Here is a 14,592-nt window from a genome sequence, read left to right on the forward strand (position 1 = left end):
GAATCTGAGAAATTTTTTAAGACGAAAGAATTTGTCGACACGGTTATTAATGGCTGGACTGATAATTTTATCCGTATACATAGGCATCTCTATTTTTATTCCACTACTAATATCTTTAAAGATTATACCTAATGGTGAATTTGGGCTAGGGAATCCTATTTTTTCAGGTCCCTCTATTGATCACTGGTGTGGGACAGATAGACTAGGAAGAGATGTTTGTATTAGAACTTTAGCTGCGAGTGGAGTTGCATTACAGGTTGTTTTTGTTGCGGTATCTCTTGCTGTTTTAATAGGAATACCTTTGGGACTTTTAAGTGGCTACATTGGAGGTTTTTTGGATAGGGTTTTGGTTCTTTTTATGGATACTCTCTATACCATTCCTGTCCTACTCCTGTCTGTTGTGATGGCCTTTTTATTGGGGAGAGGTATATTGAATGCTTCAATAGCATTGTGCGTTGTCTATATCCCTCAATATTTTCGACTTGTTAGAAATCAGACTTCACAGGTTAAATCAGAACTTTATATAGAAGCAGCTATATCAATGGGTGCTTCCCCTTTATGGATAATAAGAAAGTACCTCCTTAAAAATGTTCTTACTTCTGTTCCAGTGGTCTTAACACTTAATGCTGCAGATGCTGTTTTAGTTCTTGGGGGATTGGGATTTCTTGGACTGGGTCTTCCTGAGAATATTCCAGAATGGGGAAGTGATTTAAATATGGCATTAGTTGCATTGCCTACTGGCATTTGGTGGACAGCGATATATCCAGGGATGGCTATGTTTGTTTTAGTGTTGGGGCTATCTTTTATTGGAGAAGGCTTAGAGAAATTTATAAGTGAAATTAGTCTGCATGACTAAATCATTTGTGATATTTGTAATTTAGTACTTCATTTTTTTTGTTCTTGGGAGATCATCTATTATTTCACCTTTTTTATTAAGTTCTGGATATTTTCTTCCTTCGCTTTTGCACCATTGAGCAACTTCTGGGTAAGCCCACTCGAAGATCTTTTCTTTGTATGTTTCTTGGCTCATTCCTTCTCCAGATTCGGGAATTATATTGGCGACCTCTCGTTGTCTTAGCGCTTCAAATAATAATGCAGATGCTGCAACTGATACATTTAAAGATTCAACCATACCTCTCATTGGAATATGAATATGCTCATCCATTAGACTTGCGGCTTCTTCGCTGATGCCCCATTTCTCGGCACCAAGTACAAATGCTGTTGGTCCCTTGAAATTACATTTTCTATAGTCAATTGATTTGGGATTCAAGTTTGTGCCATATAATTTAAATCCCTTTTTTTTAAGAACTTTTATTGCCTCAGTTGTTTCTCTATATTGGTTGACTTGAACCCATTTTTGACTTCCTTGAGCCGTACTATTAAAAGTTAAAAATTTTTCTTTGTTGAAGATTGCATATGCCTCAAGAACACCAACTGCATCACAACTTCGTATTATCGCTGATAGATTGTGGGGTTTTTCAACATTCTCAATTAAGACTGTGAGATCGGAAATCCTCCTGTTTAGCACTGATTTTATACGTTCAAAACGTCTAGGTAGTAGAGGCATTTCTTATGATTTTTGGATCAGTTGGAGCTCTTTATGATGATAGTGGTATTTATTTCATGTATAAAAAATACCTTTCAGTTGTTTTAAACAATATTTGATAAATCTCCAAATAAAAAGCTCCTGCCTAATGGGCAGGAGCTTTTTATTTAACTAAAGGATTTAGGTTCTCTTAAATTTAGAAGCTAAATGCAGTTTCAACAACAACTCCTGTGTCGTCATCACCAGTACTTGTATCTTCAACAGTGAAGAAACCAGGAGTAAGTGTAACGTTGTCGTTCAATGAATAAGTGTAAGAAACTTCAAATCCAGTTGAATCTAAAGAATCACTACCATCAACATCAGTTGAGTTGTAAGCAGCACTTAATGTTCCTGGACCAACTTGGTAATCAACACCAAAGAACAAGTCAGTTGCATCAGCACCTGTTTCTGGATCTGTTGTATCATAAGCTACGCTGAATGTTGCATCAATTGATTCTGGGCTGTAGTAGATACCGCCACCGAATGTGTCATATCCGGCTGTTCCGCCTTCACCGTCGTTAGAAGCGATTACAAGACCGCCACCAAAGCCGTCGCCGTTATAGCCAAGTGTGAAAGTTGAAACATCATCACCATCATCAGCACCGATTCCTACTGTAGAAGAAGCACCACCAACAGAAACGAAACTTACAGAAGCAACTACGCCGTTGTCATTAGAGTAAGCAACACCAACTCCAGGACCAGTTTCGTTACCAGCTAAAGAGTAAGGCATAGCGCCTAGTCTGAAAGCGTCTGAATAAGCAGAAGTTGTTGCTGCAACAACATCATCCTGATCAACCAAGGGTCCAACAGTTACTGAAAGATCACCAACTGGGAAATTGTAGAAAAGAGATTGAACATTGAGGTCACCTGTCTCAGCACTATCCATGCTTGCAAGTGGACCACTAGCATTACCAGAAACAATACCTGCAGAGAATAAGTCTTCGCCTGTGAAACTAGAGTTCAAGTCAAGGCTGTATGCATACTGCATATAAAGCTCTTCTTCTGCATCTGATGTTCCGCCATCTGCAACTGAACCAGTTGTGAAAACCGCAGAACCAGAAAGAGTTGTTGTTGATGCAAATGCAGTGTCTGCATTTGCTGCGACTGGAGCCATTAGGCCCAAAGCTGCAGGAGCTACTAATAAACGTGAAAAAAGCTTCATAGTGTCCTCACACATTAAAGAAGATGTATCAAATTTTACTTTTCAGAGATAAGATTGAAAGTATCTTATGTTACACCTTTTGGGTTGGCCTAGCCTCGGTTATTCCTTTGAAAGTCATTGCAGTAAAGGACTTGGGGGGGGTTCGAGCTATGATTATTTAGATAAATACCTTGCTGTGAACTGAGTTTGTAAATGATTGCGTTTGAATGAAAACATGTCATCTATAAAAGGCTTAGATGCCAGAAAAGCTGCTTGGGAGGTTATTCAAGCAGTGGGTGGAGGAGCATTCGCAGATGTGGCTTTGGAAAGGATTTTTAATCTCTATTCTTTTAAATCTTTAGATAAAGCCCTGATAACTGAACTTTCTTATGGTGCAATTCGCCAAAGATATTTCTTAGATTGTTGGATTGATTCTTTAGGGAAAGTACCGGCGCATAAACAACCTCCTTTATTGAGATGGTTATTACATCTTGGGCTTTATCAAATTTTGAAAATGAAGCGGATACCTCCTGCTGCGGCAATCAACACAACTGTCGAGCTTGCGAAAACCCATCATTTAAAAAAGCTTGCCCCTGTTGTTAATGGGATTTTGCGATCTGCTCTTCGAAGCAAAGAAAAAGGTCTTCTGCTACCTAAATCAAATAATCCTACTTTGGAATTGGCAAAAAACGAGTCTCTTCCTATTTGGTTGGCAGAGGAATTGATTGCTTGGAAGGGACTCGAACATGCTAAGCAGATTGCTAAAGCATTCAACAGCGTTAGTCCTATTGATATCAGAGTGAATAAATTGCGTGCAGATTTAAATGATGTAAAAGAACTTTTTGATTCCTGCGGTATTCAAAATCAAGTAATCCCAAACTGTCCTTCAGGATTGGAAGTAAGAGCTGGTGTGGGTGAACCTAGGAACTGGCCTGGTTATGAAGAAGGTAAATGGAGTGTGCAAGATAGATCTTCACAGCTAATTGCTCCATCATTAGGTCCTTTGCCTGGAGAAAACATCCTTGATGCTTGTGCTGCTCCAGGTGGTAAATCAACACATATTGCTGAATTAATGAATAATGAGGGCAAGATTTGGTCGATTGACCGATCATCCCGAAGATCAAAAAGAATCTTAGATAATTCAGAGAGGTTAGGGACTAATTGTTTGCAACTATTGGTCGCTGATTCCAATGAATTATTAGTCAAACATCCAGAATGGAAAAATTTTTTTGATCGAATTTTAATAGATGCTCCATGCTCTGGATTAGGTACTCTTGCTCGTCACCCTGATGCAAGATGGAGGATGAAAAAGGATAATATTCAACAGCTTGTTTTGCTGCAAAGTCAGCTACTCAATTCATTATCTCCTTTATTAAAAAATGGGGGAAAATTGGTTTATTCCACTTGCACTCTTCATCCTGAAGAAAATTTCAATCAGATAAAAAATTTTCTTCAATTAAAGTCTGAGTTTATATTGGAATATGAAAAACAGATCTGGCCTGGAGATGAAGATAATGGAGATGGTTTTTATATTGCTGTTTTAAATAAATTAAAAACTTAAGAAAGGATATTGCGTATAAACACAGTTTTTAAAAATTTTTGATCTTTTATAAGATTCAATAATAAATTTTATAAACTTATTAATGAACTATGTCCTATAGCTATAGCAGTTACAAGCATTCCTAAGATTAGAAATGGTTGTGCACTTGCTTGATATTTAACATCAAAACTTAGTGGATCACGCAATAACCAAATGTCTTGAAATGTTATTTGAGGGATTATTAGTAAAACCAGAATGACAGATGCAAAATGTTGTCCTATCGCGATTAAAACTATTACCATTGCCAGCTGAAAGATATCTATCATTCCTGCGCTAATACGACTTGCATTTTTAATACCAAAAACAACAGGAAGTGATTCAAGACCAAGGCTTTTATCCCCTTCCACGCTTTTAAAATCGTTGATTACAGCAATACCTAGGCCTGACAAGCTATAGGCAAGAGTAAGCAGGGCAGTTGTCCACGTTAAATGTCCAAATAGAGCTTGTCCAGCCCACCAGGGAAGAGCTATGTAGCTTGCGCCAAGTGCATAATTCCCAAGCCAACCATTTTGTTTAAGTTTTAAAGGTGGTGCTGAGTAAATAAAACTTACAAATGAACCTCCCAATGCCAGAAGGAGGACGGAAGGAATTGTGTGATGTGCCCATAAATCCAATAAATAGGCAACTCCAAGACCAGCTACTAATAAAACCCAAATTTGACATTTTACTTGAAAAAGTGAAATTGCCCCTGACGGTATGGGCCTATTAGGTTCATTTATTGCGTCGATTTCCCTATCAAAGTAATCATTTATTGTTTGGGTGTATCCAGTTAAGAGTGGCCCGCTCATAAACATGCAACTTATTGAAGCAAGAACATTGCTTAATTCCCAGTGATAATTTCCACTGGCAGCTGCTCCACATATGACTCCCCATAACAATGGAATCCATGTGATTGGCTTCATTAATTGCAAACGAAGCTTCCAAATGTTTTTTGTTTCAGAACCTCCTTTTATTCCAAGGAGTTGCCTAGCATCACTCACTTTTTTATCTCTGGGTTAAGAAACTTCATCTTCGAAGAACCAATGTTTGCTTCCATCATTCATTTTAATTACCACACCAATGCCACCTCTTCCATCAGTCATCTTGTAATCGATTACAGTGCCTCTTGGATCTTCAGATAGTTGGTTGATCAAATAAGAAGGTATGCGATCTCTTACACGTTCAATATTGATCTTAATTTTTGAACCTATCCTTGAAAGGGAGGTTGGCTTAGCCATGGCATCAAAATGCTTAAGTTTGGGCAACCATAACAGTTCCCCTGTTTAAAAATCATGGTTGCTTTAAGATTGATCCCTTGTCTTGATGTTTCAAATGGACGAGTAGTGAAGGGGGTTAACTTTGTTGGATTGCGTGATGCAGGCGATCCAGTTGAGCTGGGATGCAGATACAGCAAGGCTGGAGCGGATGAATTGGTATTTCTAGACATTACAGCCACTTACGAGAAAAGATCAACTTTGGTTGATATGGTTAGGCGAACATCCGAGGCGGTAACCATTCCTTTCACTGTTGGAGGTGGGATAAGTTCTGTTAACGGAATGAATGAATTGTTACGAGCAGGAGCTGACAAAGTAAGTTTAAATTCGAGTGCTGTTAAAGATCCTTCTTTGATTTCTCAAGGGGCTAATCGTTTTGGATCCCAATGTATTGTGGTTGCAATAGATGCAAAAAAGAATAAAAATATTCCTAATAAGTGGGACGTTTATGTGAGTGGTGGACGTAATAATACCGGTTTGGATGCGATTGAATGGGCAGAAAAAGTATTTGAGCTAGGAGCAGGAGAAATCCTATTAACTTCCATGGACGGTGACGGAACTCAAAATGGGTACGACATAGAACTGACCAAATCTATTTCTGAAAAGGTTCCAATTCCTGTAATAGCTTCAGGAGGAGCTGGTTGCTTGAGACATATTAAAGAGGCTTTTACTCTTGGGAAATCCTCAGCTGCTCTCTTGGCATCCCTATTGCATGATGGCCGATTAACTATCAGCGAAATAAAAGAATATCTAATCAAGGAAAATTTACCTATCAGACCACTTGAATGATTAATATTTACACTAACAGGTGTAAAATAAATTCCCCACATTAAGTTTTTTGTGCGAGTAAAGAATTTCTTATATTCATATGAAACCTGGTAATACTAAAGCTATAGAAGAAATGTTTAATTCAATTTCTTCAAAATATGATTTTTTAAATGATATATTCAGCTTTGGATTACATAGGTTTTGGAAAAGAAAATTATTGGATATTCTCAATCCAACTTTTGGAGAAAAATGGATAGATCTTTGTTGTGGTACTGGAGATATGTCAATACTTTTGGCTAGATATATGGAGAGTTCTGCAAACATTATTGGGATGGATTCAGCTTCTCAAGCATTATTAGTTGCGAGAGAAAGATCTAAACGAAAATATTCTTCAATTGAATGGATAAATGGTGATGCTTTGAAGACAAATCTTACATCAAATCAATTTGATGGCTTTTTGATGGCCTATGGCCTAAGGAATCTTTCCAGTCCTTATGAAGGGCTTAGAGAGGCTTTTAGGATTTTGAAACCCGGTGGAAGAGCTGGAATATTAGATTTTAGATGTTTTGAAGGACGTTCCATTCGAGGTCTATTCCAAAAAATTTATTTAAGTCTTTATGTTGTCCCAATAGCATCACTCTTTGGCTTAGGGAAGGAATATTCTTATATAAAAAAGAGCTTAGTTAACTTCCCTTCAGGCGAAAAACAAATTCATATGGCACTTTCTGCAGGCTTTAAAAAGGCAAAATTCCAAACAATAGCAATGGGACAAATGGGGATTTTATTACTTGAAGCTTAAATCAAATCGTTTAATCTATTCTTAATTCTTTTCTTCTACAAAAACTACATTTACCCCATAATTTAATTTCTCCCCTGGGAGAAGGAACTTTGCAAAAAGGACAATTCGTGATTCCACTCTTATCAGTTCTACTTGGATGCTTTTCCCATATTTCTTTTTCACTGTCTCTAGTAACTACATCATTAGGGTAATGTTGCCTAATTCGAATTTCTTTTATTTGATACCCATATAATTTTAAAGACTCAATTAATTCTAAACGGTTGTACTGGAGAGCTTGTCTCCACTGCGGATGACTTGCTCCAATTGTCAAAACTTTATTTTGAATGTTAAGTGGTGTGCAATTCAATGCGAGTTGCTCCCCAGCTATTGCTACCCAATCTTGAATAAGCCCCCCTACGTTCCCTCTCCATGAAGACTTGATCTCTTCCAAGCATCTATAAATTGATTGCTCTCTTTTCCCTTTTGTCTGATGCTTTAAGTCTTCTAAAATCAATTTTAATTAGACACTATTGGTGAGTTGATGCTTAAATCTAGCTAATATTTTTTAGATTGCATAAAAGATCCTAATGGGAGTATTAGATAGATTAAGTCGATTGATAAAGGCAAATCTAAATGCTTTTGTCAGTGATGCAGAAGATCCAATAAAAATACTTGATCAGTCTGTTGCTGATATGCAAGAAGACTTGGTGAAGCTTCGTCAAGCAGTAGCGATGGCGATTGCAAGTCAAAAAAGATTAGAGAATCAGGCAAATCAAGCAAAAGAGCAAATAAAAAATTGGTTCTCTAGAGCTGAATTAGCCTTGAAAAAGGGAGAGGATGATCTGGCGAGAGAAGCATTAGGTAGAAAAACAACTTTTCAAGAAACTTATGAATCTTTATCGACTCAATTTCAAACACAAAATGGTCAAGTTGAAAAACTAAAGAAAAGTCTTTTGTTATTAGAGAGAAAGATTGCCGAGGCTAGAACTAAAAAAGACATGCTCAAAGCAAGAGCTCAAGCAGCCAAAGCTCAGCAACAAATTCAAAATACTGTTGGTGACTTAGGGAGCAAGTCCGCCATGGCTGCTTTTGAGAGGATGGAAGACAAAGTAGAGGCATTAGAAGCTTCTGGGCAAGCTGCATTAGAGTTGGCTGGAGAAGATCTAGAAAGTAAGTTCAAAGCATTAGAAGGAGGTGATGATATAGAGAAAGAATTAGAGATATTGAGGAGTCAATTGAAATTGGGAGTTGAGGCAATAGCGTTACCTCCATCTGATTTAGATGTCAATGAAGTAAAGACAGTAGAAATCAAAGAAGTCGAAGTTGAATTAGAGGAGATGAAAAAGTCAATAGATAATTCTTGATTCTTTTAAGATCACATTACGTTTGAAATATGAATAATCAAAAATTGGAGAGAGGAGTTGGATTGATCTATAGATATTACAAATTAAATCATTCTTCTCCCAGGTCTTGGAGATTAAGGCTGAAAACTATTTGTGCTAGTACAGAAATAGAGCTATCAAATTGGATCGCAGAGCAACCAGTAAAAAAAAATCAGCCAATAGCTATGTTTTCTTCTTGCCAAAGATTCGGTCAAGGTCAAGCTGGTCGAACTTGGCATGCACCAAAAGGAGGGGTTTGGGTTAGTGCAGCTATTAAGAGGGAAGGTTCGTGTGAAAATAATTCTCAGCTTTATGGGTTAGCGGTGGCATTAGCTTTGGTTGAAAGAATTGAACGTATAGGAGTTAATGTCAATATAAAATGGCCAAATGACGTATTAGTTGACGGCCAAAAATTGGCTGGAATCTTGCCTAGATTATTTTTTAGAGGAGGAAAACTTAGATTGTTAAGAGTAGGAGTAGGTTTAAATGTTTTTAATAATGTTCCTAAAGAGGGAATTTCACTAAAACAAATTATTGGAAATAAAACGATGAATATAAATTTTTGGTCTTCAGAAGTTTTACTTGCAATAGAAAGATCTCTAGATCTTTTAGAAAATAAAAATTTTCTGTGTAATCAAGTTGAACAAAGATTGTGGTCAAGAAAATATATTGATAAAGCAACTGGATTGAAATGGGATATCAAAGGTATAGATCCAAGTGGAGGATTGATCCTTTTTAAAGAAGATAAAGTGAAAGTCATGTCTACTTAGAAATGACTTTCTAAGTTAATTATTAGTAAGCTCTGTTACTTTGCCATCTCTAAACCTTGCTATTTTTTTTGCTCTTTGAGCAACATTATCTTCATGCGTAACTAACACAATTGTTATTCCTTGACTATGAAGTTGGTCAAAAAGATTTAAAACATCTTCAGTAGTTTTGGAATCAAGAGCACCAGTTGGTTCGTCTGCTAATAAGAGTGATGGTTGATTGATTATTGCCCTTGCTATAGCAACTCTTTGTTGTTGTCCTCCTGATAATTGATTAGGGAGATTGGTCATCCTATTCCCAAGCCCTACTCGGTTAAGAGCCTCTGCAGCGCGATTCTCTCTCTCTAAAGAGGGGATGCATGCATAAATCATTGGAAGCATGACATTCTCAAGGGCTGAAACTTCTTGAAGAAGATGAAATTGCTGAAAAACAAAACCGAGTTCTTTGTTTCTAATATCTGCCAGCAAATCGTCATCAAGCTTTTCTACAGCAGTTCCATTTAATTCATAAGTCCCATTAGTAGGACGATCAAGACATCCAAGTATATTCATTGCAGTACTTTTACCTGAACCACTTGCACCCATGACAGCAAGGTAATCTCCCTGGTAAACCTCAAGGTTTAGTTCGTCAAGAGCTTTCACTTTGACTGAGCCTTCCCCATAAAATTTATTTACATTTGTTAGACGTGCTACAGATTTTTTCAATGATTTTAATTGGGTTAGCCAATTGTACTTTTACTCGCAAGAGTAATGGCTTCGCGAAGTAATGGAGTTCCGTTTACCGCACTATCTGCAAAATTAAATAGAGGGTTTGAAATGATTCCACCAATAGCAGTTACGAGAACACAAAAAATCAAAGCCACTTTGAGAGATGACATCCCAGGAATTGACCACTCTATGGATGGATATGCTTTTACAACATCTGAGGCTTCTTTAGGTTCCGTTACTACCATCATTTTTATAACCGAGATGTAATAGTAAATTGAAATAACAGAAGTAACTAGACCAACACTAACTAGTAAATATTGCCCGTCAGCCCATCCTGCAAAAAATAAATAAATCTTTCCGAAGAATCCCAACATTGGAGGAATGCCTCCCAAAGAAAGCAAGCATAAACTTAATCCCAAGGTGATTAATGGATCTTTTTGGTACAGTCCCGCATAATCTGAGATTTGATCACTCCCTGTTCTAATTGAGAAAAGAATTATGCATGCAAAAGCTCCAAGATTCATAAACAAATAAGCTGCCATATATAAAACCATCGCGGCGAAACCATCTTCGGTTCCGCAAACTAATCCAATCATTACGAATCCAGCTTGGCCAATCGAGCTATAAGCGAGCATCCTTTTCATTGATTTTTGAGCTAGCGCTACAACATTTCCTAGTGACATACTTAGAACAGCTAAAACAGTAAATAGCAATTTCCATTGTGTGTCAAAAGCACTAAAACATCCGACCAAAATCCTTATTGCTAGTGCAAAACCTGCTGCCTTGGATCCAACTGATAAAAAGGCAACTACTGGTGTAGGAGAACCTTCGTAAACATCAGGTGTCCATTGATGGAATGGAACTGCTGCAATTTTGAAAGCTACCGTGGATAATACGAAAACGAGGGCTAATGCAGATAAAGGAGTGGGAGCACTTAATAGAGTTATTCCTATTTCTTTTAAATTTGTGGATCCACTTATTCCATAAAGTAGAGATGCTCCATAAAGAAATACAGCGGCTGCTGCCGAACCTACAAGCAAATATTTCAAAGCTGCCTCTGAACTTCTTGAGTCTCTTTTGAGATATCCAGAAAGTAAGTAGCTAGCAACTGAAAGTGTTTCCAGTGAAACAAAAACACTTACTAGATCAGTTGAACCACATAGAAGCATTGCTCCAAGAGTGGCAGCTAATAATATTGCAGCAAATTCACCAATAGGACTTCCATTTTGTTCAGCATATCTCCAACTAATTAGCAGAGAAATAAGAGTTGATAAAGCGATAACCCCTCTGAAAGCAATAGCAAGGTTGTCTGCGACAAATGCACCTAAGAAAGATTCTTGGTTTTCTCCATTCCATTGTATTGCTAGCAAAATCAAAGCAGTGCCAAGGCCTGCGTAACAAATAGGCGGGGACCATCGGGCTGAAATCTTTTCACCAGCCAAATCAACCAAAAGAGTCCCTAGCATTGCCATTAGGACCGCAGCCTCTGGAAGCACAGCTTTGGCATTCAAAGAGAGATTTAAAAGCTCTACAGGCTCGTTTATGAATATTTGAAAAGACAAAAGTTCTCCCATTTATGTATTGTTTTGAGGCTGCATCTCATTTTATAACTTTAGCGAAGTTATGAAATATGCCTTTTTTATCATTTTGGGCTATGCATTTTACTATTCAGTACGTTAGATAAGAAGGAGGGAAATTGAGCTGATGCCCACTGACCATACTCTGGTAATTGTTGAAAGTCCCACAAAGGCAAAGACTATTAAGGGGTTTTTGCCTAAGGATTTTCAAGTGCTTGCGTCAATGGGTCATATAAGAGACTTGCCTAATAATGCCTCTGAGATCCCTGCGAAGCACAAAGGGGAAAAGTGGGCAACGATTGGAGTTAATACAACTGCTGACTTTGACCCTTTGTACGTGGTACCCAAAGATAAGAAAAAAATTGTCAAGGAATTAAAACAATCTTTAAAAGGTGCTAGTGAATTGTTGCTTGCTACTGATGAAGACAGAGAAGGTGAAAGTATAAGTTGGCATTTGATGAATGTGCTTGATCCCAAAATCCCTGTGAAGAGGATGGTTTTTCATGAGATAACTAAGGAAGCTATTGCTAAAGCGTTATCGAAAACAAGAGAAATTGATATGGAATTAGTTCATGCCCAAGAAACAAGGAGGATTTTAGACAGATTAGTTGGATATACTTTGTCTCCTCTTTTATGGAAAAAAGTTTCTTGGGGTTTATCTGCGGGAAGAGTTCAATCAGTTGCTGTAAGATTGCTAGTCCTAAGAGAGAGAGCAAGAAGATCTTTTAAAAGTGGAAGTTATTGGGATTTAAAAGCAAAATTAGAAAAAGAAGGCAGTGAATTCGAGGTGAAAATGACCTCAATTGGTGGACAAAGAATTGCTACTGGTAATGATTTTGATGAGTCAACTGGATTATTAAAATCTGGTCGCAATGTCCAATTACTCAATGAAGAAGAATCTAAGAAACTTGCTAAACAATTAACTACTGATGAATGGAAAGTAATTAATGTCGAAGAAAAACCGTCAATTCGTAAACCAGTTCCACCTTTTACAACAAGCACATTACAACAAGAAGCTAATAGAAAACTTCGATTATCAGCTAGGGAAACCATGAGATGTGCCCAGGGTTTATATGAAAGAGGTTTTATTACATATATGAGAACAGATTCTGTTCATTTGTCCGATCAGGCAGTTAATGCCTCACGAAAGTGTGTTGAATCAAGATATGGTGTTGAATATTTAAGTAATAAGCCACGCCAATTTTCTAACAAGACGAGGAATGCTCAAGAAGCTCATGAAGCAATCCGTCCTGCTGGTGAGAGCTTTAAAACACCTAAAGAATCTAACTTGCAAGGAAGAGATCTTTCTTTGTACGAGTTGATTTGGAAACGAACAGTTGCTAGTCAAATGGCTGACGCAAGGTTGACCATGTTAGGAGTTGAGTTACAAGCATCGGATGTGTCTTTCAGGGCAAGTGGTAAAAGGATAGATTTCCCTGGTTTTTTTAGAGCTTATGTTGAGGGCACTGATGACCCTGATAGTGCGCTTGAAGGTCAAGAAGTGCTGTTGCCTAAATTAGTAGTAGGAGATACTCCCACCGCTAATAAAGTTGAGGCATTAGGCCATCAGACTCAGCCTCCTGCTAGATATAGCGAAGCTTCTTTAGTGAAAACCCTTGAAAAAGAAGGTATAGGACGTCCTTCAACCTACGCAAGCATTATAGGAACAATCGTAGATAGAGGGTATTCAGTGCTCAACAATAATTCTTTGACTCCAAGCTTTACAGCATTTGCCGTTACAGCCCTTCTTGAAGAACATTTCCCTGATCTTGTAGATACCAGATTTACTGCTCGAATGGAATCTACACTCGATGAGATTTCAACTGGCAAAGTGAGTTGGCTTCCATACCTAAAAGGTTTTTATAAAGGTGATACTGGTCTAGAGAATCAAGTTCAACAACGAGAAGGAGATATAGATGGAGGGGAATTCCGGGCCATTTCCTTGGAAGGACTATCGTCTCTTGTGAGGTTGGGTAAATTTGGAACATATCTAGAATCAAAGCAACTTGGTGAAAATGGTAAGCCTATAACAGCTACTCTTCCTCAGGAAATCACTCCTGCAGATTTAGATGAAGATATTGCAGAGATGATCTTAAAACAAAAAGCTGATGGACCTGAATCACTTGGAATTGATCCTGATACTGGACAGAATTTATATCTATTAAATGGTAGATATGGTCATTTTATTCAAAGAGGCTTAGTAGTTGAATTGAAAGATCTTGGTATTCCAAAAGGTAAGAAAAAGCTTGGGAATCTTCGCTTGTTCAAAAGCAGTCAATATGGACTCTATTTGAAGCAGGATTCATCAAAGGTTCAGATTTTGTTGCCAGAAAATACTAAAGAGGAAGAAATTGATGTTGATAAGGCACTTGAATATCTAGATGATAAATCATTAAAAAAAGCTCCAAACCCAAAAAGAACCTCGTTACCTAAGAATTTAAAACCAGAGAACTTGACCTTTGAGGAGGCTCTTGGATTGATTCAATTACCAAGACTGCTTGGGGAGCACCCAGAGGGAGGAAGAGTTCAATCAAGTTTGGGTAGATTTGGACCTTATGTGGTTTGGAGTAAAACTGATGGTGAAAAAGATTATCGCTCAATCAAGGGTGAAGACGATGTCCTTAAAATAAGCCTAGATAGAGCTCTTGAGCTTTTGGCTATCCCTAAACGAGGGAGAGGGGGAAGAACTGCTTTGAAGGAATTAGGTATTCCAGAGGGAGATAAAGATGTTATCCAAGTATTTAATGGCCCTTATGGCTTGTATGTTAAACAGGGAAAAGTAAATGCCTCTCTTCCAGAGGGTAAAGGCGCGGAAGATATCTCGATTGAAGAGGCTATTGAACTATTGGCAGCCAAGAAGTCAAGTAAAAAAACAACTTCAAAGAAAAAAAGTGCTACCAAAAAAACAACAAAGTCAACCAAGGCAAGTTTGACTTCATCGGCCTCAAAAAAAAATAGTTCTAAAGGGACCTCTACAACCAAAACGGGACGTCCAAGAGCTAGTAAAGTAAGGGTGATTAAAACCAAATAAGA

General features: G+C 37.7%; 14 protein-coding genes. 7 read left to right on the plus strand and 7 right to left on the minus strand.

Annotation, left to right across the window (positions count from 1 at the left end; genetic code table 11):
* Window positions 1-49: 49 nt before the first annotated feature.
* Window positions 50-856 (plus strand): ABC transporter permease, encoded by an 807-nt coding sequence (locus tag AC6EJB_RS10345; protein WP_498491390.1) that lies wholly within the window; start codon window positions 50-52, stop codon window positions 854-856.
* A 21-nt stretch (window positions 857-877) separates the two neighbouring features.
* Here AC6EJB_RS10345 and trmH read toward each other — a convergent pair whose 3' ends face one another.
* Together trmH and AC6EJB_RS10355 are read right to left on the minus strand one after the other, a co-directional pair.
* Window positions 878-1,567, minus strand: coding sequence for a tRNA (guanosine(18)-2'-O)-methyltransferase TrmH (trmH, locus tag AC6EJB_RS10350; protein WP_498491392.1), 690 nt, complete (start codon window positions 1,565-1,567; stop codon window positions 878-880).
* Window positions 1,568-1,742: 175 nt separating this feature from the next.
* Window positions 1,743-2,747, minus strand: coding sequence for a porin (locus tag AC6EJB_RS10355; RefSeq protein ID WP_498490500.1), 1,005 nt, complete (start codon window positions 2,745-2,747; stop codon window positions 1,743-1,745).
* 214 nt (window positions 2,748-2,961) lie between these two features.
* On the opposite strand from AC6EJB_RS10355, the gene AC6EJB_RS10360 reads away from it, so the two are divergent.
* Window positions 2,962-4,287, plus strand: coding sequence for a 16S rRNA (cytosine(967)-C(5))-methyltransferase (locus AC6EJB_RS10360; protein ID WP_498491393.1), 1,326 nt, complete (start codon window positions 2,962-2,964; stop codon window positions 4,285-4,287).
* Between the two features lie 68 nt (window positions 4,288-4,355).
* On the opposite strand, the gene chlG is transcribed toward AC6EJB_RS10360, so the two are convergent.
* Window positions 4,356-5,306 (minus strand): chlorophyll synthase ChlG, encoded by a 951-nt coding sequence (chlG, locus tag AC6EJB_RS10365; RefSeq protein WP_498491394.1) that lies wholly within the window; start codon window positions 5,304-5,306, stop codon window positions 4,356-4,358.
* Window positions 5,307-5,321: 15 nt separating this feature from the next.
* Window positions 5,322-5,543, minus strand: coding sequence for a cytochrome b6f subunit PetP (petP, locus tag AC6EJB_RS10370; RefSeq protein WP_498491395.1), 222 nt, complete (start codon window positions 5,541-5,543; stop codon window positions 5,322-5,324).
* 54 nt (window positions 5,544-5,597) lie between these two features.
* On the opposite strand from petP, the gene hisF reads away from it, so the two are divergent.
* Together hisF and ubiE are read left to right on the plus strand one after the other, a co-directional pair.
* Window positions 5,598-6,368 carry an imidazole glycerol phosphate synthase subunit HisF gene (gene hisF / locus AC6EJB_RS10375; RefSeq protein ID WP_498491396.1) on the plus strand — a complete coding sequence of 257 codons (771 nt, stop codon included), beginning with the start codon at window positions 5,598-5,600 and terminating at the stop codon, window positions 6,366-6,368.
* 79 nt (window positions 6,369-6,447) lie between these two features.
* Window positions 6,448-7,146, plus strand: coding sequence for a bifunctional demethylmenaquinone methyltransferase/2-methoxy-6-polyprenyl-1,4-benzoquinol methylase UbiE (gene ubiE, locus AC6EJB_RS10380; protein WP_498491397.1), 699 nt, complete (start codon window positions 6,448-6,450; stop codon window positions 7,144-7,146).
* Between the two features lie 10 nt (window positions 7,147-7,156).
* Here ubiE and AC6EJB_RS10385 read toward each other — a convergent pair whose 3' ends face one another.
* Window positions 7,157-7,639: a DciA family protein gene (locus AC6EJB_RS10385; RefSeq protein ID WP_498491398.1), complete on the minus strand. Its 483-nt coding sequence runs from the start codon at window positions 7,637-7,639 to the stop codon at window positions 7,157-7,159.
* Between the two features lie 73 nt (window positions 7,640-7,712).
* Here AC6EJB_RS10385 and AC6EJB_RS10390 point away from each other — a divergent pair, with 73 nt between their 5' ends.
* A complete protein-coding gene (locus AC6EJB_RS10390; protein WP_498491399.1) occupies window positions 7,713-8,489 on the plus strand; it encodes a PspA/IM30 family protein in 777 nt (258 codons plus the stop codon).
* 29 nt (window positions 8,490-8,518) lie between these two features.
* Complete coding sequence (locus tag AC6EJB_RS10395) at window positions 8,519-9,277, plus strand: biotin--[acetyl-CoA-carboxylase] ligase (protein WP_498491400.1); 759 nt, start codon at window positions 8,519-8,521, stop codon at window positions 9,275-9,277.
* 15 nt (window positions 9,278-9,292) lie between these two features.
* Here AC6EJB_RS10395 and AC6EJB_RS10400 read toward each other — a convergent pair whose 3' ends face one another.
* Together AC6EJB_RS10400 and AC6EJB_RS10405 are read right to left on the minus strand one after the other, a co-directional pair.
* Window positions 9,293-9,979 (minus strand): ABC transporter ATP-binding protein, encoded by a 687-nt coding sequence (locus AC6EJB_RS10400; protein WP_498491401.1) that lies wholly within the window; start codon window positions 9,977-9,979, stop codon window positions 9,293-9,295.
* 14 nt (window positions 9,980-9,993) lie between these two features.
* Complete coding sequence (locus tag AC6EJB_RS10405; RefSeq protein WP_498491402.1) at window positions 9,994-11,556, minus strand: NAD(P)H-quinone oxidoreductase subunit N; 1,563 nt, start codon at window positions 11,554-11,556, stop codon at window positions 9,994-9,996.
* A gap of 130 nt (window positions 11,557-11,686) precedes the next feature.
* On the opposite strand from AC6EJB_RS10405, the gene topA reads away from it, so the two are divergent.
* The gene (gene topA, locus AC6EJB_RS10410; RefSeq protein WP_498491404.1) at window positions 11,687-14,590 is read left to right on the plus strand and encodes a type I DNA topoisomerase; all 2,904 of its coding nucleotides are present in this window, start codon (window positions 11,687-11,689) and stop codon (window positions 14,588-14,590) included.
* Window positions 14,591-14,592: the final 2 nt, after the last annotated feature.

This window comes from Prochlorococcus sp. G4PB17, assembly GCF_059772445.1.

Excerpts from the sequence above, each read along its gene's own strand:
- AC6EJB_RS10345 (WP_498491390.1), top strand. The coding sequence starts at position 50 with ATGGCTGGACTGATAATTTTATCCGTATACATAGGCATCTCTATTTTT.
- trmH (WP_498491392.1), bottom strand. The coding sequence starts at position 1,567 with ATGCCTCTACTACCTAGACGTTTTGAACGTATAAAATCAGTGCTAAAC.
- AC6EJB_RS10355 (WP_498490500.1), bottom strand. The coding sequence starts at position 2,747 with ATGAAGCTTTTTTCACGTTTATTAGTAGCTCCTGCAGCTTTGGGCCTA.
- AC6EJB_RS10360 (WP_498491393.1), top strand. The coding sequence starts at position 2,962 with ATGTCATCTATAAAAGGCTTAGATGCCAGAAAAGCTGCTTGGGAGGTT.
- petP (WP_498491395.1), bottom strand. The coding sequence starts at position 5,543 with ATGGCTAAGCCAACCTCCCTTTCAAGGATAGGTTCAAAAATTAAGATC.
- hisF (WP_498491396.1), top strand. The coding sequence starts at position 5,598 with ATGGTTGCTTTAAGATTGATCCCTTGTCTTGATGTTTCAAATGGACGA.
- ubiE (WP_498491397.1), top strand. The coding sequence starts at position 6,448 with ATGAAACCTGGTAATACTAAAGCTATAGAAGAAATGTTTAATTCAATT.
- AC6EJB_RS10390 (WP_498491399.1), top strand. The coding sequence starts at position 7,713 with ATGGGAGTATTAGATAGATTAAGTCGATTGATAAAGGCAAATCTAAAT.
- AC6EJB_RS10395 (WP_498491400.1), top strand. The coding sequence starts at position 8,519 with ATGAATAATCAAAAATTGGAGAGAGGAGTTGGATTGATCTATAGATAT.
- AC6EJB_RS10405 (WP_498491402.1), bottom strand. The coding sequence starts at position 11,556 with ATGGGAGAACTTTTGTCTTTTCAAATATTCATAAACGAGCCTGTAGAG.
- topA (WP_498491404.1), top strand. The coding sequence starts at position 11,687 with ATGCCCACTGACCATACTCTGGTAATTGTTGAAAGTCCCACAAAGGCA.